Below are 24,392 nucleotides of genomic sequence, written 5' to 3' on the forward strand. Positions count from 1 at the left end.
ATAAGTTTTCCCATTCCGTAAGGAAGTAAGACCCCTGAGAGATGATCAGGTAGATAGGATGGAAGTGGAAGTATAGTGATATATGGAGCGGACCATTACTAATCGGTCGAGGACTTAACCAAAAGAAAAACAAAGGTTGACTCGGAAAGAAAAGAAAGTTATTATCTAGTTTTGAGAGAATAAAATCTTTCAAACAACAAAATAGTGCGGTGACGCTAGCAAGAAGGACACACCTGTTCCCATGCCGAACACAGAAGTTAAGCTTCTTAGCGCCGAAAGTAATTGGGGGATCGCCCCCTGTGAGGATAGGACGTTGCCGTGCAAAGTTTGAAGCCAAGAGATATCTCTTGGCTTTTGTTTTGCGGAAGTAGTTCAGTGGTAGAACATCACCTTGCCAAGGTGGGGGTCGCGGGTTCGAATCCCGTCTTCCGCTTGCAAAATAATATAAAATCAAGCAGAAAGAGGTTAAGTTGTTAAAAAAATAACAGCTTAATCTCTTTTTGTTAAGAAAAATAAAATAGAAATTTAGGCTAAACTAGGCTAATATTAATAATGAAACATTTATCAGATCCAATGGTTAAATTAAAGGAGAAATTATTTGAAAACAAAATTACCAGTTACAAAAAACGAACGACTAGACGCTACAATTATTGATTTAACATATCAAGGAATGGGTGTCGCTAAAATTGAAGATTATCCATTATTTATTTCAGGAGCTTTACCAGGTGAAGAAGTTAAAATTCACGTTATGAAAGTTGGTAAGAAATTTGGATATGCCAAAGTAATTAAATGGTACAAAAAGAGTCCAGAACGAGTTGAAGTTACAGGGCAAGAATATACACAAACAGGGATTGCTCCTTTACAACATTTAAGTTACGCTGGACAATTAGCCTTCAAGAAAAAACAAGTAGTGAATTTATTACAAAAATCACATATGGAACATATTGAAGTAGCTGATGTTTTAGGAATGGACAAACCTTATAATTACCGTAATAAAGCGCAAGTTCCAGCACGTGAATACGAAGGTGAATTAACAACAGGTTTCTTCCGTCGTAATAGTCATACTTTTATTCCGTTAGAAGATTCATTAATTCAAGCCGAAAAAATTAATGAAATTATTCAAAAAGTGACAGCTGTTTTACGTAAATATCATGTAGCTCCTTATGATGAACAAGCACATACAGGTGTGATTCGGAATATTATGGTTCGTTGGGGTTTTTATTCCAAAGAAGCGATGGTTGTTTTGGTTACAAGAACAAAACGAATTCCACAAAAAGCTGAAATCGTAGCAGAAATTAAAGAAGCATGTCCAGAAGTTGTTAGCATCGTCCAAAATATTAACGCTGCACAAACAAATGTAATTATGGGTGAACGTAATATTATTTTAGCCGGTAAAGAAGCCATTAAAGATACTTTAAATGGTTTAACATTTGAAATTTCTGCTAATTCATTTTATCAAGTTAATCCATTACAAACGGAAAAACTTTATCAAAAAGTTGTTGAATATGCGGGCTTAACAGGCAAAGAAACAGTTATTGATGCTTATTGTGGTATCGGAACAATTTCTTTGAATTTAGCACAAGCCGCTAAAAAAGTGTATGGTGTTGAAGTTGTTCCAGAAGCAATTGAAGATGCTAAAAAGAATGCTAAACTTAATAAATTAGATAATGTTGTTTTTGAAGTTGGAAAAGCTGAAACAAAAATGGCAGAATGGCAATCACAAGGTATGAAACCAGACGTGATTGTAGTTGATCCACCAAGAAAAGGTTTAGATGAACAATTTATTAACAGTGCGGTAGAAACTGCACCGAACAAGATTGTTTATGTGAGTTGTAATCCAGCAACTTTAGTACGTGATATTCAACGATTTGAAGAACTTGGTTATCAAGTTACACAACCAATCTTGCCAGTTGATCAATTCCCACAAACACCTCATGTGGAATGTGTCGCGTTGTTGACTAAAAAATAAAAAGGTTTCATTGAAAATCTTTTAAATAAATGTGTTTTTTAGCGAGCTTACATCGTGATAAGAAAAGAGGGGATTATGACAAATAATTCTAGTAAAAGTTTATTATTGTCCATAATATATACTTTATTGTTAGATTTATTATTTTTTCTTATAAAATCAAATGCTGTTATATTTGATAACAGTTTATGGTGGGTAGCTTTATTATTTTTAGTTCCTAGAAATTTAGGGGTAATTTTACATCTGTTAGGAAATATTAAGGATAATAAATATCTTAATTTGTCTATATACGTGTATCTTGTAGAATTCACTATAATAAGTTTAATGTTAATAATGTTTTTACAAAATATATTCACAGGGGAATTTGGTTATTTAATATTTTTAATAATGGCAGTGTTTATATTTTTAATATGTAAGTTAACAATTAAAAGTTATCAAGAAAAAATCTATGAACAAGAATTCAAAGATATTTTATTTGAAGTAAAACTTAGTAGGATAAAACAAGGGGTAGCTTTAGTTGCTGCAATGATCATGTTATTGATGGGTATGATGTTTACATTTTTACCTTTAACATGGTTACTTAAAAGTGAAACTGTTACTAATCAATATTTGATATATTTATTTTTTGTTATATCTAAAATAGTAGGAATAGGTGGACTTGTATTTTTTGGATATATTTATTTACATCTACTGCGAAGTTTTTTTGCAGAAAATTTAGGATTATTTATTACAGAAGAAGGAATTTATGATAATACAAGTACTTTAAGTATAGGTTTTATTAAATGGAATGACATTATGAGTATCCAGAAAGTCAGAGTAATTTTAACAGATCAAAAATTCATAAGTATTGCAGTAAAAAATCCTTTAGAATACATTTCAACAGAGAAAAATTTCATAGCTAAATGGTTTATGAAAATCAATATGAAGTTTTATGGAACACCTGTGATTATCAATTCTAATTTTTTGAAAATAGATTTAGAAGGTTTAGAGTATTTATTAAAAGAAAGTTTAAATGAAATAAAATAATTTTTAATTCAAAAGATAACAATTGTTATTATTGCTCTGTTCACATTTTATGTGTGGAGCTGAAGAGATGAAAATAATTGGAACGACAAGACTTTTTAAAGCACTTTACAAAATTGTAGAGTGCTTTTTTTATTTAGTTAGCTAGAGTAAGTAATTCAGAATGGTATGGGTAACAGTTCGTATGATTGGAAATAAATAAGTTGTGAGATATAATTATTGTTAGATTATACGAATGATAAATTGATGCTATTTTTATAAATGCAATATCTGGTAATCATTAAAAGCCAACCAAATTTGTGCTTTGATAAAATATTTGATGTAAGGAGAACCGCGATATGAAGCAGACAACTAAAATTACAGTTGTTGTTCCTGTTTATAATGCAGAACAATATTTAAGAGCTTGTTTAGATAGTATTGTGCAGCAAAGTTATCATAATTTAGAAATTATATTAATTAATGATGGTTCGACTGATCAATCTGGTGAAATTTGTGATGAGTATGCAGCTTTGGATACAAGGGTTAAAGTAATCCATCAAGCCAATTGTGGTTTAGGGATGACACGGAATAAAGCGATTAAGTTAGCACGTGGTGAATATTTAACTTTTATTGATAATGATGATTTGGTTTTACCAGAATATATTGAAACTTTATATTTGAATGCTGTTAAATATCAAACTGATTTAACTATGTGTCTGCATCAAATGTTTGATCAAGAGCCAATTGAATTAAAGAAAACAACAGGTCAGGTTAGCATTGTGTCTAATCAAGAAGTATTAGAGAACTTTGGCTTTACGCAAAGTAAATATGAAGTAGCAGCTTGGGCGAAATTATATCATAAAGATATATTTACTAATTGTGCTTTTCCTGGGGAACATTTACCTGATGATATAGCGACAACTTATAAGATTTTTGATCGAGCAAATAAAATAGTTTACGTCGATCGAGTTTTATATTTATATCGTAACGTCCCAAATAGTTTAGGAAAATCAGCACAACATAAATTACGTGCTTTAAAAGGTTTTGAAGAGTTTTTAACTTTTTCAGAACAAAGAAATATTCAAAATTTAAACATGTTAGAATTATACGCTAATGATTTATTGGATTATCGTAAGAAATATTTTGCAGAAAATTTTGAAATTGATTTACAAGAATTACGTACTAATTTTAAACGAGTGATCAAGTTACGACGAGGAATCAGTTATCAAAAAAGAATGAAAGATTGGTTGTTATATCTCTTATGGAATGTGAACTATTCAAAATATTACACTCGAAAACAGGGATTAAGATTGAGGACTAAAAAAAGTAACAAGTAATTATACTAAAGCAATGACAATTTTAAGGAGGTATCAAGCATGGGAATCTTTGATAAATTATTTGGAAAAGATACTGCTAAAACAGTTTCAAAAAAAGTTGAGGGTACAAAAACGACAACCAAAGTTAGTGCGCCAAGTACTGATTTACGCATGTTTATTGATCAAAATGAAGCTGGTGTTATTTTAGAAGTTGCTAGTGAAGCGATGCAAACATTAGGTGCAAAACTTAATGAAATTTCAGAAGAAGCTTATATGAATGGTTATAATTGGGAAGTTTTAATTAATTATTATTTAACACAAAAATATCCCCAATTATTACATGGTTTAACGACTGATCCTGAGGCTGAAAAGTATATTGCTAGCTATGCAGGTGTGAAAGCTGATGAAAAAGCAGCTGAATTATTAGATGTTTTACAACAATTTATTACTGATGAAGCCGGTTTATGTGTATTTGTCAAAAATTATCAAAACGAAATTGAATGGGATTAAAGTGTGATGTTGCTTTGTAAGAACTAATTTATGATTAGTTCTTTTTTTATTTTAAAATAAATAAGGCTTAAAACTCTTTTTAAAACAGTATATAATAAGAGATAAATATGATCAGTCGTTCAAGGGAGATGCTAACAAAAGATGTATCAAAAGAAAATACAAATGTCAGAGTCGATTCTTTTAGCGATGTTTTTAGCGATTGGTGGCGGATTTCGCGATGCTTATTCATATAACGTGCGAGGACATGTTTTTGCGAATGCGCAAACCGGAAATTTAGTTTTATTGAGTCAGGCCCTAGCTCGCCAAGAATGGCAAGTAGCGTTTAAATTTGTATTTCCCATCTTAGCTTTTATTGTGGGGATTTATATCACTGATTTAATTAAATTTGCTTTTCAAAATAGTAAAAAAATTCATTGGCGGCAAATTATTTTGATTTTAGAAATTTTAATGTTAGGTGGCGTTGGATTAATTCCCATGGAAGCTAATCATTTTGCGAATGTTATTATTTCTTTAGCATGTGCGATGCAAGTAGAAGGGTTTCGGAATTTCTTAGGTTTACCAATGGCTACCACGATGTGTACTGGTAATTTACGAAGTGGAACGGCATTACTTAGTGCGTATACTACAACTAAAAATCCCTTAAACTTAAAACAAAGTCATTATTATTATTTTGTAGTTACAATGTTTTGTATTGGTGCTGGTTTAGGCGCCGTCACAAGTGATTGGTGGGGCGGAAAATCTATTTGGTTAGATGCTGTCATTATGGTAATTGCTTTTGGATTAATGTTTCGGAAAAGAGCCAATTTTATAAAAATTAAATAAATTTACTACAAACTGTTTATTTTAAGGGTAATTTACCACTAACTTAAAGTTAACAGTTTTTTTTAATGCACTAAGATTTGTTATAATATTAGAAAAGTAATTTAAAAGGTGGATTATATGAAAAAAATAGTTGTCCTGACAGGGGCCTCTGGAACGGGAAAAACAACAATATGTAATTATTTACAAACTGAATATCAAATGGAAAAAATTATTACACACACGACCCGTCCGCAACGCCAAGGTGAAATTCATGGCCGGGATTATTATTTCGAAAGTCAAGCTAGTTTCTTTCAACATGAGTATTTAGAATCAGTAGAATATGATCATAATTATTATGGTTCTTCTAAAACAGGAATCCAAAAAGCTTTTGAAAAGAGTGATTGGGCCACAATTGTTTTAGATTCGGAAGGTGCTAAAGCGTATTTAGAGCAATTACCCAATGAAACGATTGTGATTTCCTTAACTGTCGCAACAGAAGGGTGTTTACAAGGACGCTTAGAAAAACGTGGTGATAGTCAAGCTAGCATTGAACAACGCTTAGCGAGCCATGAAACCAAGCGTGATGAAGAACGTTGTGATTATTTTGCGAGTCAAAAAAATTGTTATGTTATTGTGAATGATGATTGGCAAGCAACTAAACAAAAAATTGCAGATTTAATGAAAGAGTTACAAGCAAATAAATAATTTGTAAAGTAGGTGTCAAGATGACAGAAAAAGCAATTGAAATTTTAAAACAAAATAATTTAAAAATTACTAAACAACGTAAAAGTATGTTGGATTATTTAAGTAAGTTTCAACATTATTATGTTGATGTGACTCAAGTCGATGATTATATTCGAGAATTATATCCAGGGGTCAGTCATAATACGATTTATCGCAATATTAAAGAGTTTGAAGAGTTAGGGATTCTTGAAAGTAAAGATAAACCAACCGGCAAATGCGTAAAATATCAATGTGATTTTGCTAATATGGATCATCATCATTTTATTTGTAAACATTGTGGTAAAGTGCAAGAAATTAAAATCTGTCCCTTTAATGAATTATTTGCACAACAATTACCAGGATGCCAAATTGAAGGACATAGTTTTGAAATTCATGGGTATTGTGCCGATTGTAAAGGAAAAATTAATAAATCTTAAAAAATTATATCTTCCCAACGTCAAAATAATTTAGTATGATATGTTTTACGAAAAAAGCAAAGGATGATGCAAATGGGAAATCGGATACCACCAATTGTGACGCCGATCGCTTTGTTGTCCGTTGTTTTAGCGTTAGGGGCAACAAATGTGGCAGTTAACACAGCAACACATACTAATGAAGGGCAGCCACCGGTTGTTAGTGTTAGTCAAGTTAATAGTCAAACCGATAGCGCGCAATCGGACAGTCAAAGTTCTACCAGTCAAACTAGTTCAAGTGTATCTAGTCAAACAACAAAAACTGATTCGAGTAAAACGCCGGCTGAACAAGCTAGTTCAGCAGATAAAGTTGTGAGTGATCAAAATAATCCTAAAACAGATCATAAAAATGACGGTGATACTTCAGGAACGCCACAACCAACTGAACCACAAAACATACCACCAGGCACGAATAAGACGGTAGCGCCGGTTATCGCTAGTGGGCAGAAAACAGGACGAAAGATTTAATTATTAAGAAGGTGGATAAATGTTTAGTTTTTTAGGAATTATTAATGGCTGGATTGGCTATATTAATATGAATATTAAAGTTAAAAATCGAATTTACACAATTTTAGCAGCATTAGGTAATTTGTATATTTTGTATGTTGCTTATCGTTTTTTTGAAAATGGATTTTTAACACGGGGCTTTTTATTTATTTTAGCGTTCTTTTTAATTTTATATTTTTGTTATTTGAATTTTGTGTATTATTTTACAAGTAAAAAAGCTAAATTTGATATTACACCTTTTTTAGATGAAAAATTTCATTTACATTTAAAAGAAACTGCTCAAAATAAAGAACCACAACATGGTTTTATTCAAACGAATGGAATTTTTAGTGAACATAAATTATTACCGGCTAGTGTTTATATGGGAGAAGAAGCTCAAGTTAATATCCAAATGATTGTGCAAGAACTCGCTAAAATTAAATATTTAAAATTAAATTATGCAGGTTTTGATGATGCACAAATTTTAAAAGAAGCTAAAAATGAGCCGGAACAAAAATATTATGCACTACCCACTCCCGTAGTCTTACCATATTTTGAGTTAATTTATGAAAATGCGGAATTAGTGATTTATGGTGGTTTGAATCAAATGGATAAAAAAAGAATAGGGTGTTTACATTCTGTTGGGTTATTGCCAGTTAAAGAAGCACATGAAAAATATGAACTTTATTTAGCAACAGTTGCTTTGACTGGTGGACCATATAAGTATGTAGGTCGTAAAACTGTGATTACTAAAGAAGAACCATATGAAATCACAGTTCAAGTTGCTTATCGTGATCGAAATGAAATTAATAGTGATGAAAAATAAAAAACCATGAAATGAAGGCTATGTCTTCATTTCATGGTTTTGTTTTATTTTTGTAAGAATTTATGCAGTTTGCGAGCTAATTCTGGTGCAACATTAGCAGTGATAAGTGTTCCTTGTTCAACATATTCAGTTTTTAAAATATGAGCATTTTGATTTAAATCTTCTAAAAAGTGACCTTGGTTAAAAGGAATTAAATACGTTAAAGTTTGATAGTCACGGAACAGTTGTTCTTTGATAAAGTCGCTTAAAGCTTGTAAAGAGATTAAATCTTTAGCACTATAAGTGATTTCATCACCTGTAATTACAGGGTAATTAACTAATGTTTCATCAGCTTTGTTGAAAGCATAAATCATTGGGACATCAGTTACACCGATTTCTTGGAGCGTTTTATTAGTTGTGGCAATCATTTCTTTTGCATTGGGATCACTACTATCAACTACTTGAATCAATAAGTCAGCTTGTGCAGCTTCAGCGAGTGTTGTTTTAAAAGCAGCTACTAATTGGTGAGGTAGCATGCTGACGAAACCGACTGTATCACTTAAAAGGATTTCTTTATTATCGGAAAATTTTAATTTACGAACGGAAGTATCTAAAGTTGCAAATAACATGTCTTTTTCGAAAACTTTTTTATGTTCGTCCGCGTTGGTTAATTTGAGTAAACCATTCATTGTTGTTGATTTACCAGCGTTAGTGTAACCTACTAGGGCAACTGTTTTCAGTCCTGATTTATCACGCGCTTTTCGTTGGGTTTCTTTTTCTTTGGCAATAGCCTTTAATTCTTTACGAGCACGAGTGATTTTCTTTTCAATCACACGGCGATTTAATTCGATTTTCTTTTCACCAGCACCACGGTTAGCCATACCGCCGCCAGCACTTTGTTGATCGAGTTTTTCAACACCACTTGTGTGTAAACGCGGCAATTGATATTGTAATTTAGCAATTTCAACTTGCAGTTTAGCTTCTTTTGATTGTGCTCTTTGAGCGAAAATATCTAAAATTAAAGCTGTGCGATCAATAATTGTTAAATTAGTTAAACGTTCTAAGTTACGAATTTGAGTTGGAGTTAATTCGTCATTAATAATAAGGAAATCAATATCATACGTTTCAGCTAAGCGTTTAATCTCGTCGGCTTTACCACTACCGAAATAAGAACCAGCTAAAGGATGGTCTAATTTTTGAGATACTTGTTTTTCAGCAATCATATGATTAGCTTCAACTAAATTAGTTAATTCTTCCATTGTATAAGTAAAATCGTTATGTGGTGTTTCAATACCAGCGATAATTACAGGAGTCATTTACTCACCTACTTTTTTTAATTCAAATTATATCATGAAAACAAAATTGAATTATAATTAAAAATTAGAAGATTTTAATTATAGCCACTGAGTATTTATACATGCAAAAACTGTATAAAGCGTTAAAAAGTGTATAAAAATTAACCTGTATGATTATATTAAATATAAAATAAGATAATAACGTTTTAAAATGAGAATAAAAACTTGATTTTAATAGTTTTATAATGTAAACTTTAATTAAGTTGATACACTTACTCTAAAATATAAAGAAGGAGTTGTTTTTATGAAACTCGGAAAATATGCAAAACTCGGTGCCGTAGTTGCATTATCATCACTTGTTTTAACAGCTTGTGGTAGTAAAGATAATGATAAAACAGCAGGAAATGTCGTAAATTGGGATGAATCTGGTGAATTACCAGGAATGGATTTATCCAAAGCAACAGATCAAATTAGTTTTACTATGTTAGGAAATACAATGGAAGGGCTCTATCGTATTGGTAAAGATAGTAAAGTTGAACCAGGTTTAGCTAAGAAAACAGAAGTTTCTAAAGACGGTAAGGTGTATACATTCACATTACGTAAAGGTACTAAATGGTCTAACGGTGATAAAGTTACTGCACAAGATTTCGTATATTCATGGCGCAGAACAGTTGATCCTAAGACAGCTTCTCAATATGCTTACTTCTTTAACGGAATTAAGAATGCTGATAAGATTATCGAAGGTAAATTACCAGTTGATCAATTAGGTATTAAAGCTGACGGCGAAGATAAATTAGTCGTAACATTAGAACGACCAATTCCATACTTTAAGTTATTAATGGGATTCCCAGTCTTCTTCCCACAAAGCAAAGCAGCTGTTGATAAGTTTGGTGATAAATATGGTACAGCTTCTAAATACATGGTTTATAACGGACCATTTAAATTAGAAGGTTGGACAGGTACAAACTTAAGCTGGAAATTACAAAAGAATGATAAGTATTGGGATAAGAAAGCTGTTAAATTAGATGCTGTTAACTATAAAGTTAATAAGAGTTCTACAACTGCTTATAACCAATATAAATCTGGTGAATTAGATGCTTCTCCATTAAGTAATGAACAAGCAAAACAATTGAAAAACCAAAAAGATTTCGTTGAACGTGAAGGTGCTGCTGTAGCATACTTACAATTCAACCAAGACTCAAAAGATGCAACTATGAAAGCTGCAATGAGTAACAAGAAAATTAGACAAGCAATCTCAATGAGTATTAACCGTAAATCATTAAGTAAAGTTATTGGTAGTGGTGCTCGAGTACCAAAAGGTATGGTACCTGATAAATTAGCTAACTTAAACGGTAAAGACTTCGTTGAAATGGATCCTGTTGTTAACGGAATTAAACATGACGATAAAGAAGCTAAGAAACTTTGGAGTGAAGGCTTGAAAGAAATTGGCCAAAAAGAATTGACATTCTCAATCTTAGGCGATGATACAGATGGTTCTAAGAAGATTACAGAAACACTTCAAAGCCAAATTGAAAGTACACTACCAGGTGCCCATGTAACAGTTCAAAACGTACCATTCAAGACTCGTTTACAACGTTGTGATACTGGTAACTTTGATACAGTAATTTCTATCTGGGGTGCTGACTACGCTGATCCAATTAGTTGTTTAGAAATTATGGAATCAACTAACGGACAAAACGCTGGTCACTGGGCAAATTCAGAATTCGATAAATACATTAACCTTTCACGGACAGTTGATGCTAACAACCCTACAAAACGTTGGGATGACTTAGTGAAAGCACAAAAAGTATTATTAGATGATCAAGGTGTAGCTCCTATCTACCAACAAGCAAGTGCTTGGGTAGTTAATCCAAAAGTTAAAGACCTCGTTTATAACGCAGCTGGCTTAAACTACAACTGGAAGAACGCATACATCGAAAAATAGACAATTAGTAGTTTAGCTAAATAAAGCGTTAAAAGACGATCGGAGGGCGAACAAGAACTATTTGTTACCCTCCGATCGGTTTACACTTACGAATCGAAGACAAAGGCATTTTAAATTGTCTTCGATTTACTTATTTAAAAAATCAGTTGAGATCAAAGAATGTGAGGAAGAAATATGCGTAAATATTTACTGAAGCGGATATTTTATATGATTTTAACGTTATTCTTGGTAGCAACATTAACTTTCTTTTTAATGAAATTAATGCCAGGGACACCGTTTACTAATCAACAAAAAATGACTGCAGAACAAATTCAAATCGTTAACGAACAATACGGTTTGAACAAACCAATTTGGCAACAATACTTATTATACTTAGCAGGTATGGTTCATGGCGACTTTGGGACATCATTCCAATTTAGTAACCAACCAGTATCATACTTAATCGCATCACGGATCGGCGCTTCCGCTCAATTAGGTGTTCAAGCGATGATTTTCGGGGTATTCTTCGGGATTATTATCGGTTCTGTTGCAGCTATTAACCGTAATACATGGATTGATACAACAGCAACAGTTCTTTCTATTATCGGTAAATCAGTACCTAACTTCGTGTTAGCTGTCTTATTACAATACTATATTGCTTTAAAATTAGGCTGGTTACCAGTTGCTGACTGGAACGGTTTTGTTTATACAATTTTACCAACAATTGCTTTAGGCGTTGGTCCGTTAGCGGAAACTTCACGGTTTGTGCGGACGGGGATGGTAGATGTTTTAAACTCTGACTATATTGAATTAGCGAGAGCCAAAGGGTTAAGTAAGTTTGGGATTGTTTATCACCACGCTTTACGAAACAGTTTGATTCCGTTAGTAACTTTAATCGGACCATATACAGTTGCTTTAATGACTGGTTCAATGGTTATCGAAAATATTTTCTCAATTCCAGGGATTGGGGAACAGTTTGTAAAATCAATTACAACTAATGATTATCCAACAATTATGGGTGTGACAATGTTGTTTTCAACAGGTTTAGTATTAGTTATCTTATTAACTGATATTATTTACGGCATTATCGATCCACGAATTAGATTAACAGGTGGAAGTGGGGAATAGAAATGGAAGAAAAATTAAAATTAGATCCAGCTAGCTTTGAGCCATTGCCCAAAGCAGACGATCTTGATAATGAAAAAATTGCAGCCCCATCTTTAACCTTTTTACAAGATGCGTGGTTACGCTTAAAGAAAAATAAAGGTGCTGTTATTTCCTTGTTTATCTTAATCGTAATGTTCGTTGTAGCGTTTGGTTCAACATTTTTCATCAGTCATGATGACTTAATTCGTTCCGCACCACAATATGCGAACTTACCAACAAAGATTCCAGGAATTGATATTAACGGTTTAAACGGTAAATTAAAAGTTGCTGGTGAATGGGTTGATATTTATGAACGTAATGGCGTTCCAAGTGATGTTCACTTTATCTTAGGTACAGATTACTTAGGTCGTTCATTAGCACAAAGAATTATTTACGGTACAAAAATTTCCTTAATCGTTGCGGTTGCAGCGACATTCTTCGATTTATTAATCGGGGTTACTTACGGGATTGTATCGGGTTGGAAAGGTGGAAAAGTCGATACATTTATGCAACGTGTTATCGAAGTTATTTCATCAGTTCCTAACTTAGTTATTGTTGTTTTAATGTTACTTGTTTTAAAACCAGGTATGACATCTATCATTTGTGCGTTGGCTATTTCTAGTTGGACAACAATGGCACGGATGATTCGGGCTGAGACCTTATCCTTGAAGAATCAAGAATATGTTTTAGCAGCGCGGACATTAGGTGAATCACCACACAAAATTGCGTGGAAACACTTAGTTCCTAACTTATCAAGTATTATCATTATTCAAACAATGTATACGATCCCTGGGGCAATCTTCTTTGAAGCATTCTTAAGTTTCATTGGGATCGGGATTTCGGCTCCACAAACATCTCTAGGGGTTCTTTTAAATGATGGACAAAAGAGCTTCCAGTTTTTAACATATCAAATGTGGTATCCAGCAATTGTATTATGTGTCTTGATGATCAGCTTTAACTTATTAGGCGATGGTCTGCGTGATGCATTTGATCCTAAGACAAGAAGGTAGGTTGAATTATGGCTGAGAGAATTTTAGATGTTAAAAATCTTAAAATTGATTTTCATACTTATGCCGGCGAAGTTAAAGCTATCCGTGACGTAAGTTTTCATTTAGATAAAGGTGAAACTTTAGCTATTGTTGGGGAATCTGGTTCTGGTAAATCAGTAACAACTCGTGCTTTGATGGGTTTGTTAGCTAACAATGCTGAAATTAAAGGTGGATCAATTATGTTCCATGATCAAGACCTTTTGAAAAAGACTGAAAAAGAAATGCAAAATATTCGTGGTAAAGATATTGCGATGATTTTCCAAGATCCAATGACTTCTTTGGATCCAACAATGAAAATCGGGATGCAAATTGCAGAACCTTTAATTAAACATAAAAAAATTGAAAAGAAAAAAGCTTTAGCACAAGCTTTAGAAATCATGAAATTAGTTGGGATTAAAGATGCAGAGGAACGTATTAATAACTATCCGCATCAATTCTCTGGTGGTCAACGTCAACGGATCGTAATTGCGATTGCGTTAGTATGTTATCCAGAAATTTTAATCGCTGATGAACCAACGACTGCTTTGGACGTAACAATTCAAGCACAAATTCTTGATTTAATGAAAGAATTACAAGAAAAAATTGAAACATCAATTATTTTCATTACACACGATTTAGGTGTTGTAGCCGGAATGGCAGATCGTGTGGCTGTTATGTATGCGGGAGAAATCTTAGAATACGGTACAGTTGATGAAATTTTCTATAATCCACAACATCCATATACATGGGGACTTTTAAACTCTATGCCAACATTGGATAGTGAAGAGTTAGAATCAATTCCAGGAACACCACCTGATTTATTGGATCCACCAAAAGGCGATCCATTTGCACCACGTAATCCGTATGCAATGAAAATTGATGCAGAAGAAAAACCACCATATTTCCAAGTTTCCGAAACGCATTATGCAGCAACTTGGTTATTAGCACCTGGGGCACCAGCAGTTACACCGCCTCCAGAAATCCAACGCCGCTATAAACTTTATGCGGAAATGATGGAACAACAAAAGATCGGTAAATAAGGCCAAGGAAGGAAGTAAACCACATGCCTAATCCAAGAAAAAAACTTTTAGAAGTTAAACATTTAAAACAATATTTCGGCGTGGGCAAACCTGACATGGTCAAGGCTGTCGATGATATTAGTTTCGATATTTATGAAGGTGAAACATTCGGCCTTGTAGGTGAGTCCGGTTCCGGTAAAACTACAACAGGTCGTAGTATCATTCGTTTATATGAACCTACAGACGGAACAATTGTTTTTGAAGGACAAGATGTAAGTAAATTCAAAAGTAAAAAAGAAAAATTAGCATTCACACGTGATATGCAAATGATCTTCCAAGATCCATATGCATCACTTAATCCAAGAATGACTGTTCGTGATATCATTGCCGAAGGGATTGATATTCACGGTTTAGCTAAATCAAAAGCAGAACGTAATCAACGTGTTGAAGAATTATTAGAAACAGTTGGTTTAAATAAAGATCATGCTAGTCGTTATCCACACGAATTCTCTGGTGGTCAACGTCAACGGATCGGGATTGCTCGTGCATTAGCTGTAGAACCTAAATTCATTATTGCTGATGAACCAATTTCTGCGTTAGATGTTTCGATTCAAGCTCAAGTTGTTAACTTGTTAAAAGATTTACAAAAAGAACAAGGTTTAACATATTTATTCATCGCTCACGATTTATCAATGGTTAAATTCATTTCTGATCGTATTGGTGTTATGCACTATGGTAAGTTATTAGAAGTTGGTCCAGCTGACGAAGTTTATAACGAACCATTGCATGATTATACAGCTAGTTTAGTATCTGCTGTTCCTGTACCTGATCCAGAATTTGAACGTAATCGTCGTCAAATTCCATATGATGCAAGTATTGAAGATGAAAGTGATGGCGTTCCACGTCGTTTACATGAAATTACACCAGGACATTATGTTCGTTGTAAAGAATCTGAAATTCCAATGTATCAAAAACGTGCAGAAGAATATTTAGAAAATAAAGCTAAATAATAAATAAAGAGCTTCCTCAATTATGAGGAAGCTCTTTTAATATAAAAAATAAGCATTGCATTTAATATGCAATGCTTATTTTATTTAATTATTATGAAGCAATATCATTACGACGTTCCCATTTAGCAATTAAAGGAAGGGTAATACCGATTGCTGTCATGATTAATGGTAATGTGATATTTAAGATTAATTCGTGTGTAAATTGAGCTGTTCCATAAGCAGCATCAGAAGGTAAGATACTTGCTGCGGCACAAATAAATGTGGCTACAAAGCACCAAATACCAACTGCAACAGCTAACTTGTCATTCTTAATAAAGACGTATTCTGAAGGGTATTTTTCGCTATTCAAACGAATCTTAATAAAGGCCCAGAATAAGAAGCAAGTTGAGAATGGAGAAACGATCCCATTGACATCTAATAACCAGTTAAAAATATCATTCATGTGCGGTAAAGTAGCACTCATAACTAAGATAATGACACAAATAATTGTTGTTAACCAGTAACCATTGATTGGTAAGCCTTGACTGTTAACTTTTGTAAGGCGTTTTGGTAAGAATTCTTTTGCTGTATCAGATAAGAACATACGTGTTCCGGCATCTAATAAAACAGCTAATTGAGCTGCCATATAAATTGCTTGTGTTACAGCGAAAACATACATTAAAGTTTTGCCCCAACCGAATTGTTTACCAACGGCTAAGAATGCATAGTAAGAACCATTCATTTTTAAATCAGCAGGTAAATGATGTGAGTTGAAGAAAACACCTAATGAGAATGAACCAAGAACAGTTAAGAAAGCTGTCATAATAGCTAACATAATCATGGCACGTGGGAAGTCACGTTTACCATCTTTCATCTTTGAAACGTAAGGTGCAACTAATTCAGCACCGTTCATCGCAAAGATTAACAAACCTAAGGTGGATAAATATTTCAAATCAAAATGTGGAATAAAAGCTTTCACATTAAAAGGTTGAGTAGCCACGTGACCACCACGACCTAAAGCAACGAATGTTAACAGAACGAAGAGAATGGACATGATGAACATGGCTCCCCCGCCGATAATACTGAGGATTTCTAATGAATTTCGTAAATGGTGTTGAATCCAAATGAAAATCAAGAAAATCGCAGCTGTTGCTAAGGCGAATTGTGAGTTAGTTAATTTATCTTCTAAAGAGTTATTCCCTAAGATTAACCAACCAAAAGAAACAACCATGGAGTTGGCAACATCCACGATATATGGAAGACCAACAACCCAGTAGAACCAGGCACAAATGTAGCCCCATTTTTTACCAGAGGTGTTCTTCACCCAAGAAGTCATCCCACCAGTATCGTGACTGAAAGCAGAACCTAAGTTACCAACAATTAATTCATAAGGTAACACATAAACAAAAAGCATAATGATCCAAGATGTAACAACGCCCAAGCCTTGGTTTTTAAAGTTATAAATAATATCATCAAATCCAATAACAGTTACGAAATCCATTAAAGCTAAAACCGGCCAAGCTATGTAGCGTTTTTTCATGAGTTTACTCATTTTTTTAATACCTCCAAAAATATATATGTGATTTTAATTATTTTTCAAAGTTATTTTTGGAAGGTGGTTTATTACGGTGAACAGGATTATGTATCACAAATTCGCTCCTTTCCGTAGCTAATTTAATTAGCAACAATACTTAAATATTATAAAGAAAACTTAATATAATTCAAGGAAAATCAAAAAAGCTGGCCTCTAAAATGAGAAACCAGCTCTGAATTATCATTATTCGTTTAATTTTTCTAAAAGTGCGCGAATTTTCGGAACAATATCGCCTTTACCCGAGAAGAGAATATGATCACCTAATTCAATTTCGGTATTACCATGAGGAGAAATAGGGCGACCTTTTCTAAAGATACGACTAATTGTAACTTCATTAATAAATGGTAGGTCTTTAACTTCCATCCCAGCAAAGCGTGCATTGGAAACAACAACTTCGTATAAACGACAGTCTGAACGCGTTAAGATTTGCAGTGTGGAAGGTGATTCGACCATTGCTTGCATCATACCGACATTAATAGCGAAAGTGCTGTAATATTCCACACCGGCAGCACGTAATTCATCACTCATCGTTGTTAAAGGATCCCGATTTTCAAAGCGCATAATAACACGTGGAACTCCGTGACGTTTAGCGGCTAGCGCCATATCATAATTGACCTGATAATCATGGTGAGATAATAATAAAATATCAGTATCGAAAATATGTTTATCTAAGAGGCAATCAATGGATAAGCCAGGTAATAATGATAAATTAGTTTCAGAATTATATGTTGAAAAATTCTTTTCTGAATCTGTATACATTTGGACATTGTACCAACCTTTATCTAAGTGACGGGCTGTGGAGACAGTCACTAGATTGGCACCGATAATTGTAACATCAGTTTTCTTTAAATCTTCCGGTTCAGGGGAGTAAAGTTTGTTAAAGCACAAAGGACAAACTAAACAAGTGAGAATTCCGGCGATTAAGAAAGCGCCTGATTGTTGATCGCTAATAGCGTTTAAATCTTGAGCAACGGTTAATACAGCTAACACTAAAGTAATTGTCGTTCCAGATAAAATCGAACCAGCTAAGGCGTTTTTATTTTTAAAGCGCATCCGAAAACCAAAGTACGCTGGTAATTTGGCAATCAGATAAGCTAAGAAAAAGAGCGGAATTAACAAGAGTGTTTTTGGTGAATTTAATAAACTTGGAATATCTAAATTAACACCAGTTAAGATGAAAAAGAATGGAATGAAAAATCCATAACCAATGGCATCTAATTTATGTTGGCTTTCAGCAGCTGGTTCAATTAATTTAAAAACAATACCAGCCAAGAAAGCACCAAGAATATTTTCAGCACCGACATATTCAGCTGTTAAAACTAAAGCAATAATTACAAAAAATGCTAAACGCATATCTAGTTGAGTCGTTGCTTTGTTAATATGATCAAAAATCTTAAAGAAAGAGCGGAATTGTTTGAATAAAAAGCCCGCTAACAAGAAGAGAATTGAAATTAACCATAATTTGGAGCCTTTTCCTGCGTATAAGGAAGCGTAAACGGTTAACGCTAGCATTGGTACTACTTCACCGAAAACAGCGAACAAGAGCACTGTTTGGCCGTAATTTTTACTTAGTAGTTCATTTTCTTTTAAAATTGAAATAACAATCCCTAAAGAAACTGTTGCGAATAAAATAGTCGCTAAAGTAATATTGGCGAATAAACCAGAAAGTTTAAAGGCTAAAGCAAGTAAAAATGCTGTTACGACACTAAACAAATAAGCAAAAATAGCTACTTTGACGGGTGAAATTTGTGGTTCAGCTTGTGCTTTTTTGATGGCAAGAGGTGTTAAAGGGGCAGCGTTTCGTTTGAAAATACTAAAATCAATTTCTAACCCACTTAAAAACATTAATAAGATAACACCTAGCGTTGAAATACTTTCTAAAATAGAATTGATTTCAATTAAGTTTAAAAAACTCTTTCCGACAATAATCCCAACGATAATTTCTGCCACCGAAGTTGGAATTAGTAAGCCTTTAAAACGGGATAAAATCATCGGCGTTAAAAATGCTAGTAAGGAAAGAATTAAAAGTGAAATTGTCAAAAATCACAACTCCTTCATACAATAAAATAGTTGCTTCATTATCTCAAATATAAACGTGTAATGCAATCGCTTCGGCTTTGGTGATTGCTTTTAAAATGTGCTACAATAGTATATCGATATTTTAAGGGAATGGGGCAGAAAAATGAGTTCAGAAATTAAAATTAAAGAACAACAACGAATGGACAATGTTATTTCTGAAATTAAAAAAGCAGAAGCCAAGCATCAAAAGGATTTGAAAAAAGTTGAAGCTGATCAAGCCGCAATTAAAGATGATTTTGTCAATAACTTACGGATTAAAACAGAAACATATACCGGGATGATGGAAACAGCATTGACTGTTCGTCAACAACAACAATTGTTATCTGAACGAGAAAACAATTGGAAACAAGCAACACAACAATTAGATGTATTACAAAAATTAGCTAAAAAACCTTATTTTGCACGGATTGATATTCAAGAAAAAGGAGAAGCTAAACCAGAGACAATTTATATTGGGTTAGGTTCTTTTGCGAAAGATGATGAACATTTCTTAGTTTATGATTGGCGCGCACCGATTTCGAGTGTGTATTATGATGGCTCTTTAGGTCAAGTACAATATGAAACACCAGATGGCATGCAAAGTGTAGATTTGAATTTAAAACGCCAATTCGTTGTAGAAGATGGAACGATTATTACCATCTTTGATACCGATGAAGCTGTTGGGGATCAAATGTTACTCGATGTTTTAGATGATAATTCTGATACAAAAATGAAAAGTATCGTGACTACTATTCAAAAAGAACAAAATAAAATTATTCGAGATACTAAATCCGAATTGTTATTTGTTCAAGGTGCAGCAGGATCTGGGAAGACATCAGCCGTCTTGCAACGGGTAGCGTATTTACTTTATCGTTATCGCGGGAAATTAACATCTAGTCAGATTGTTCTTTTCTCACCAAACCAGTTATTTAATGATTATATTGATCAAGTTTTACCTGAATTAGGTGAACAAAATATGGTTCAAATGACTTACTATCAATATACGCAACGTCGTTTACCACAAATGCATGTTGAAACATTACAAGAACGATTTATGGAAAATCAAGATCCAACGCAACAAAAAATTACGGCCGTGAAAGATAGTTTAGCGTTTTTTGATGCAACAACAGCTTATACGGAATATCTTGAACATAAAGGCATGCGCTTTAAAGATATTTATTATCAAGGAGAAATTTTATTCCCGAAAGCGAAAATTCGACAAATTTATTATAGTTTTAATGAAAACTATCATTTGCGTAATCGTCTACAAGCCACTAAAGAAGCCTTGATGAAGATTTTAAGTAGTAAAATTGGGCAAATTGCTCGAACTGATGAAGTGCAAAAAGAAGTACAATCTTTAAGTCGTGAAGAATTACAATCTTTATACGGCGATCAAAGTAAAGAATTCGTCAATGGTGATAAAGAAATGTTGTTCTTGGCAAAACAATATGTCATGCAACAATTTATTCCTGTTCGTAATTTAATTATGAAAGGTCAATTCTTGAATTTGAATTTACAATATATTCGTCTATTAAAGAGTGTCCCTAGCTTTATGGATTTAGATGCTTATGGATTAACACAAGAACAATGGGCAAATCATATCGATGCAACGATTGAAAGCTTAAAAGCACGTAAAATTACTATGAGTGATGTTACACCATATTTATATTTGTTTGATTGTATTACAGGACAACGTGGTGAAGTTGAAATCAAGCATTTGTTTATTGATGAAATTCAAGATTATACAGCTTATCAATTAGCATATCTTAAAACAAAATTCCCAAGAGCTAAATTCACAATGTTGGGTGATTTAAACCAAGCTATCTTTACTCATGAAAATAGTCAAACATTATTAGAAGAGTTAAGTACATTATTCCCAACGGATAAAACAAAAGTGATTCAATTAACGAAATCATATCGCTCTACGCAACAAATTACTGATTTCACGAAAGAAATTTTAGTTGGTGGAGAACAAGTTACTTCCTTTGCGCGGAAAGGTGAAATGCCAACGATAACTATTTCTGACAATAATGCGAAGTTAGTGCAAGCTTGTGCCAAACAAATTCAAGCAAATGAAGCCGATAATTTAACGACAGCGGTGATTGCGAAAACATTAGCTGAATGTGAAATTTTAACTAAAGAGTTACAAGCGCAAGGATTGCATGTTACTTTAATCCGGACGGAAAATCAACGTTTGGTGCCAGGAACAATTATTGTGCCAGCTTATTTGGCTAAAGGTTTAGAATTTGATGCGGTTGTTATGTGGAATGCAAACCGGGCTAATTATACTGATAATAATGAACAACAATTAGTTTATACAATCTGTTCACGTGCGATGCACCGTTTGAGTATTTTTGCTCAAGGAGAATTAAGTCCTTTATTACAACGTGTTAGCCCTGAATTATATGAATTGAAGAAAATATAAAGAAAAACGTCCTTCATGAAATGAAGGGCGTTTTGTTATTTTGTGCATAAGATCAGGTAGTGAGGGTATTGTCGCAGTTGAAAACATGCTACAATAGTAACAAATTTTGCTAAAGAGGAAGAAAACATGCAAGAAAAAATGAATTATTATCAAATTACGCGTGAAACTTGGCGTGATTTGGATAAAGAAGAAGTTGCACCTTTAACGCCAAAACAATTATTAGAAATAAAATCATTAAATGATCGGATTTCGGATGTTGATGTTAATGAAGTCTATCTCCCCTTAGTGTATTGGTTGGGGCAAGAATTACAACTTCATCAAGAACTCCAACGTAAAAAAGCGACTTTTTTGAAAATTCAACCTAAAAAAGTTCCATTTATTATCGGTATCGCAGGATCTGTTGCTGTTGGAAAAAGTACCACTGCACGTCTTATGCAAACATTATTAAGTAAGGTTTATCCGGATAAACAAGTCGAATTAATGACGACTGATGGCTTCTTATATCCTAACCAAGTCTTAACTGAAAAGGGTATCTTAGATAAAAAAGGTTTTCCGGAAAGTTATGATATGAAATTGTTGATAAATTTCATAAATACAGTTAAAAATGGTGAACTAGCACAAGCTCCAGTATATTCACATGAAATTTATGATATTGTACCTGGGAAAATGCAAGAAATTTATGCACCTGATATTTTGATTGTGGAAGGGATTAATGTTTTACAATTACCATCACATGAACAGATTTATGTGAGTGATTTTTTTGATTTTTCGATTTATGTAGATGCTCCAGAAGAGTTAATTGAAACTTGGTATTTAGAAAGGTTTATCATGTTATTAGAATTAGCTAAACAAGATCCAACTAATTATTACTATGAATTAGCACAAGGATCACAGGCACAAGCTATTCAATTAGCCCAAAAAGTCTGGCATGATATTAATCATAAAAATTTAATCGAGTTTATTCTTCCAACAAGAAATCGCGCAGATTTAATCTTGAAAAAGGGTGAAAACCACCTAGTTAACGAACTATTATTCCGTAAATATTAAAATTTGGCGAAAATGTCCGGGATTTTCACTTTAAATTTTGTGGAGCGGTTTCATCTTTCCGGGAAATATGATAAAGTAATAAATAACAAAAATAAATTACGAGGTGAAAAGCTTGGCAAACGCAGATGTTCAGACTTTTGATAAAATTATTGTATTAGATTTTGGTAGTCAATATAACCAATTGATCACACGCCGAATTCGTGAATTTGGTGTTTATTCAGAATTACTTTCACATAAAATTAGTGCCGCAGAAATTAAAGCAATGAATCCGAAAGGAATTGTTTTCTCAGGTGGACCTAATAGTGTTTATGATGAAAGTGCATTTGAAATTGATCCTGAAATTTTTGAATTAGGTATTCCAATTTTAGGTATTTGTTACGGAATGCAATTGATGGCTCACAACTTACCAGGTGGTAAAGTTGAAGGTGCTGATAATAAAGAATATGGTAAAGCAGTAATCGCTGTTAACGACGATGATTCAATCATGTTCCAAGATTTACCAAAAGAACAAACAGTTTGGATGAGCCACGGTGACTTAGTAACAGCTGTTCCAGAAGGATTTACAGTTTCTGCTACAAGTCAAAACTGTCCAATTTCTGCTATGTCAAATAAAGAAAAGAACTTCTATGGTTTACAATTCCATACAGAAGTTAATAATACAGAATATGGTAATGATATTTTAAAACATTTCACATTTGATGTTTGTGATGCAAAAGCAAACTGGTCAATGGATGATTTCATTGAAATGCAAATTAAAAATATCCGCGAAAAAGTTGGCGACAAGAAAGTTCTTTTAGGTCTTTCTGGTGGGGTTGACTCATCTGTTGTTGGTGTTTTATTACAACGTGCAATCGGTGATCAATTAACATCTATTTTCGTTGACCATGGTTTATTACGTAAAGGTGAAGCAGAACAAGTTATGGAAAGTTTAGGCGGTAAATTCGGCTTAAACATCATTAAAGTGGATGCTAAAGAACGTTTCTTAAGTAAATTAGCTGGTGTAGCTGATCCAGAACGTAAACGTAAAATTATCGGTAATGAATTTATTGAAGTTTTCGATGATGAAGCTACAAAATTAAATGGTATTGAATTTTTAGCACAAGGTACTCTATATACTGATATTATTGAATCAGGTACAGATACAGCGCAAACAATCAAATCACACCATAATGTTGGTGGTTTACCAGAAGATTTACAATTTGAATTAATCGAACCATTAAACACATTATTCAAAGATGAAGTTCGTGAACTTGGTGAACGTTTAGGTATGCCACATGAATTAGTTTGGCGTCAACCATTCCCAGGACCAGGTTTAGGAATTCGTGTACTTGGTGAAATTACAGAAGAAAAATTACAAATCGTGCGTGATTCTGATTATATTTTACGTGAAGAAATCGCAAAACACGGTTTAGATAAAGATATCTGGCAATATTTCACTGTTTTACCAGGAATTCGTTCTGTTGGTGTTATGGGTGATGGACGCACATACGATTACACAATTGGTATTCGTGCGGTAACATCAATCGATGGTATGACAGCGGATTTCGCTAAAATTCCATGGGATGTTTTACAAGAAATCTCAGTTCGAATTGTTAATGAAGTAGCTCATATTAACCGCGTAGTTTATGATATTACTTCTAAGCCACCAGCAACTGTTGAATGGGAATAGACATTAACAAAAATACTACTGCTTAGAAACTTAGTGAAATAAAGGTTTTGAGCGTTATATATTTTTACAAAAAATTAGGAAGCTTAGTAAGTGTAAACTTATTAGCTTCCTTTTTT

The 24,392-nt window shown here is 33.3% G+C and carries 20 protein-coding genes, 1 tRNA gene and 2 rRNA genes; 20 read left to right on the top strand and 3 right to left on the bottom strand.

Annotated elements, in window-relative coordinates:
* From G540_RS0100115 to G540_RS06740, 12 genes are all read left to right on the top strand, one after another.
* Positions 1-122, top strand: a 23S ribosomal RNA gene (locus G540_RS0100115); the annotation flags it as partial.
* 83 nt (positions 123-205) lie between these two features.
* Positions 206-322, top strand: a 5S ribosomal RNA gene (gene rrf, locus G540_RS0100120).
* Between the two features lie 39 nt (positions 323-361).
* Positions 362-433 (top strand) — tRNA-Gly (locus G540_RS0100125).
* Positions 434-598: 165 nt separating this feature from the next.
* Entirely contained in the window at positions 599-1,969 is a 1,371-nt protein-coding gene (rlmD, locus tag G540_RS0100130) for a 23S rRNA (uracil(1939)-C(5))-methyltransferase RlmD (protein WP_027106333.1), read from the top strand.
* 75 nt (positions 1,970-2,044) lie between these two features.
* Positions 2,045-2,992 carry an STM3941 family protein gene (locus G540_RS0100135; RefSeq protein WP_027106334.1) on the top strand — a complete coding sequence of 316 codons (948 nt, stop codon included), beginning with the start codon at positions 2,045-2,047 and terminating at the stop codon, positions 2,990-2,992.
* Between the two features lie 335 nt (positions 2,993-3,327).
* Positions 3,328-4,305: a glycosyltransferase family 2 protein gene (locus G540_RS06725; protein WP_051188891.1), complete on the top strand. Its 978-nt coding sequence runs from the start codon at positions 3,328-3,330 to the stop codon at positions 4,303-4,305.
* Between the two features lie 39 nt (positions 4,306-4,344).
* Positions 4,345-4,794, top strand: coding sequence for an Imm51 family immunity protein (locus tag G540_RS06730; RefSeq protein WP_051188892.1), 450 nt, complete (start codon positions 4,345-4,347; stop codon positions 4,792-4,794).
* A 162-nt stretch (positions 4,795-4,956) separates the two neighbouring features.
* On the top strand, positions 4,957-5,616 hold the full coding sequence (locus G540_RS0100150) for a YoaK family protein (RefSeq protein WP_202804125.1): 660 nt from the start codon (positions 4,957-4,959) through the stop codon (positions 5,614-5,616).
* 117 nt (positions 5,617-5,733) lie between these two features.
* A complete protein-coding gene (locus G540_RS0100155; protein WP_027106336.1) occupies positions 5,734-6,300 on the top strand; it encodes a guanylate kinase in 567 nt (188 codons plus the stop codon).
* Between the two features lie 20 nt (positions 6,301-6,320).
* On the top strand, positions 6,321-6,755 hold the full coding sequence (locus G540_RS0100160; RefSeq protein WP_027106337.1) for a Fur family transcriptional regulator: 435 nt from the start codon (positions 6,321-6,323) through the stop codon (positions 6,753-6,755).
* 72 nt (positions 6,756-6,827) lie between these two features.
* Complete coding sequence (locus tag G540_RS07195; protein ID WP_051188893.1) at positions 6,828-7,259, top strand: hypothetical protein; 432 nt, start codon at positions 6,828-6,830, stop codon at positions 7,257-7,259.
* A gap of 19 nt (positions 7,260-7,278) precedes the next feature.
* Positions 7,279-8,103 carry a DUF6681 family protein gene (locus G540_RS06740; RefSeq protein WP_035463388.1) on the top strand — a complete coding sequence of 275 codons (825 nt, stop codon included), beginning with the start codon at positions 7,279-7,281 and terminating at the stop codon, positions 8,101-8,103.
* A 44-nt stretch (positions 8,104-8,147) separates the two neighbouring features.
* Here G540_RS06740 and hflX read toward each other — a convergent pair whose 3' ends face one another.
* Complete coding sequence (gene hflX / locus G540_RS0100175; protein ID WP_027106338.1) at positions 8,148-9,398, bottom strand: GTPase HflX; 1,251 nt, start codon at positions 9,396-9,398, stop codon at positions 8,148-8,150.
* Positions 9,399-9,681: 283 nt separating this feature from the next.
* Between hflX and G540_RS0100180 the strand changes: the two genes are divergently transcribed.
* From G540_RS0100180 to G540_RS0100200, 5 genes are all read left to right on the top strand, one after another.
* Complete coding sequence (locus G540_RS0100180) at positions 9,682-11,322, top strand: peptide ABC transporter substrate-binding protein (RefSeq protein ID WP_027106339.1); 1,641 nt, start codon at positions 9,682-9,684, stop codon at positions 11,320-11,322.
* 174 nt (positions 11,323-11,496) lie between these two features.
* Positions 11,497-12,429: an oligopeptide ABC transporter permease gene (opp3b, locus tag G540_RS0100185; RefSeq protein WP_027106340.1), complete on the top strand. Its 933-nt coding sequence runs from the start codon at positions 11,497-11,499 to the stop codon at positions 12,427-12,429.
* 2 nt (positions 12,430-12,431) lie between these two features.
* On the top strand, positions 12,432-13,457 hold the full coding sequence (locus tag G540_RS0100190; protein WP_027106341.1) for an ABC transporter permease: 1,026 nt from the start codon (positions 12,432-12,434) through the stop codon (positions 13,455-13,457).
* 8 nt (positions 13,458-13,465) lie between these two features.
* A complete protein-coding gene (locus tag G540_RS0100195; RefSeq protein ID WP_027106342.1) occupies positions 13,466-14,515 on the top strand; it encodes an ABC transporter ATP-binding protein in 1,050 nt (349 codons plus the stop codon).
* 23 nt (positions 14,516-14,538) lie between these two features.
* Positions 14,539-15,504 (top strand): ABC transporter ATP-binding protein, encoded by a 966-nt coding sequence (locus tag G540_RS0100200; RefSeq protein ID WP_027106343.1) that lies wholly within the window; start codon positions 14,539-14,541, stop codon positions 15,502-15,504.
* Between the two features lie 91 nt (positions 15,505-15,595).
* Here G540_RS0100200 and G540_RS0100205 read toward each other — a convergent pair whose 3' ends face one another.
* Both G540_RS0100205 and G540_RS0100210 read right to left on the bottom strand, forming a co-directional pair.
* Positions 15,596-17,035: an APC family permease gene (locus G540_RS0100205; RefSeq protein ID WP_027106344.1), complete on the bottom strand. Its 1,440-nt coding sequence runs from the start codon at positions 17,033-17,035 to the stop codon at positions 15,596-15,598.
* A gap of 225 nt (positions 17,036-17,260) precedes the next feature.
* The gene (locus G540_RS0100210) at positions 17,261-19,117 is read right to left on the bottom strand and encodes a monovalent cation:proton antiporter family protein (RefSeq protein ID WP_027106345.1); all 1,857 of its coding nucleotides are present in this window, start codon (positions 19,115-19,117) and stop codon (positions 17,261-17,263) included.
* A gap of 142 nt (positions 19,118-19,259) precedes the next feature.
* Between G540_RS0100210 and helD the strand changes: the two genes are divergently transcribed.
* The 3 genes from helD to guaA all read left to right on the top strand — a co-directional run bounded on the left by helD (position 19,260) and on the right by guaA (position 24,276).
* Positions 19,260-21,560, top strand: coding sequence for an RNA polymerase recycling motor HelD (gene helD, locus G540_RS0100215; RefSeq protein WP_027106346.1), 2,301 nt, complete (start codon positions 19,260-19,262; stop codon positions 21,558-21,560).
* A 126-nt stretch (positions 21,561-21,686) separates the two neighbouring features.
* A complete protein-coding gene (coaA, locus tag G540_RS0100220) occupies positions 21,687-22,607 on the top strand; it encodes a type I pantothenate kinase (protein ID WP_027106347.1) in 921 nt (306 codons plus the stop codon).
* Between the two features lie 112 nt (positions 22,608-22,719).
* Positions 22,720-24,276, top strand: a complete 1,557-nt coding sequence (guaA, locus tag G540_RS0100225) for a glutamine-hydrolyzing GMP synthase (RefSeq protein ID WP_027106348.1) — start codon at positions 22,720-22,722, stop codon at positions 24,274-24,276.
* The last annotated feature ends 116 nt before the right edge of the window (positions 24,277-24,392 follow it).

Source organism: Ligilactobacillus ceti DSM 22408, from assembly GCF_000423245.1.
GTDB classification, from domain to species: Bacteria; Bacillota; Bacilli; order Lactobacillales; family Lactobacillaceae; genus Ligilactobacillus; species Ligilactobacillus ceti.

Bases quoted from the DNA above. Each gene is read 5' to 3' on its own strand.
- G540_RS0100135 (WP_027106334.1), top strand. From the start codon at position 2,045: ATGACAAATAATTCTAGTAAAAGTTTATTATTGTCCATAATATATACT.
- G540_RS06725 (WP_051188891.1), top strand. From the start codon at position 3,328: ATGAAGCAGACAACTAAAATTACAGTTGTTGTTCCTGTTTATAATGCA.
- G540_RS06730 (WP_051188892.1), top strand. From the start codon at position 4,345: ATGGGAATCTTTGATAAATTATTTGGAAAAGATACTGCTAAAACAGTT.
- G540_RS0100150 (WP_202804125.1), top strand. From the start codon at position 4,957: ATGTCAGAGTCGATTCTTTTAGCGATGTTTTTAGCGATTGGTGGCGGA.
- G540_RS0100155 (WP_027106336.1), top strand. From the start codon at position 5,734: ATGAAAAAAATAGTTGTCCTGACAGGGGCCTCTGGAACGGGAAAAACA.
- G540_RS0100160 (WP_027106337.1), top strand. From the start codon at position 6,321: ATGACAGAAAAAGCAATTGAAATTTTAAAACAAAATAATTTAAAAATT.
- G540_RS07195 (WP_051188893.1), top strand. From the start codon at position 6,828: ATGGGAAATCGGATACCACCAATTGTGACGCCGATCGCTTTGTTGTCC.
- G540_RS06740 (WP_035463388.1), top strand. From the start codon at position 7,279: ATGTTTAGTTTTTTAGGAATTATTAATGGCTGGATTGGCTATATTAAT.
- hflX (WP_027106338.1), bottom strand. From the start codon at position 9,398: ATGACTCCTGTAATTATCGCTGGTATTGAAACACCACATAACGATTTT.
- G540_RS0100180 (WP_027106339.1), top strand. From the start codon at position 9,682: ATGAAACTCGGAAAATATGCAAAACTCGGTGCCGTAGTTGCATTATCA.
- opp3b (WP_027106340.1), top strand. From the start codon at position 11,497: ATGCGTAAATATTTACTGAAGCGGATATTTTATATGATTTTAACGTTA.
- G540_RS0100190 (WP_027106341.1), top strand. From the start codon at position 12,432: ATGGAAGAAAAATTAAAATTAGATCCAGCTAGCTTTGAGCCATTGCCC.
- G540_RS0100195 (WP_027106342.1), top strand. From the start codon at position 13,466: ATGGCTGAGAGAATTTTAGATGTTAAAAATCTTAAAATTGATTTTCAT.
- G540_RS0100200 (WP_027106343.1), top strand. From the start codon at position 14,539: ATGCCTAATCCAAGAAAAAAACTTTTAGAAGTTAAACATTTAAAACAA.
- G540_RS0100205 (WP_027106344.1), bottom strand. From the start codon at position 17,035: ATGAGTAAACTCATGAAAAAACGCTACATAGCTTGGCCGGTTTTAGCT.
- helD (WP_027106346.1), top strand. From the start codon at position 19,260: ATGAGTTCAGAAATTAAAATTAAAGAACAACAACGAATGGACAATGTT.
- coaA (WP_027106347.1), top strand. From the start codon at position 21,687: ATGCAAGAAAAAATGAATTATTATCAAATTACGCGTGAAACTTGGCGT.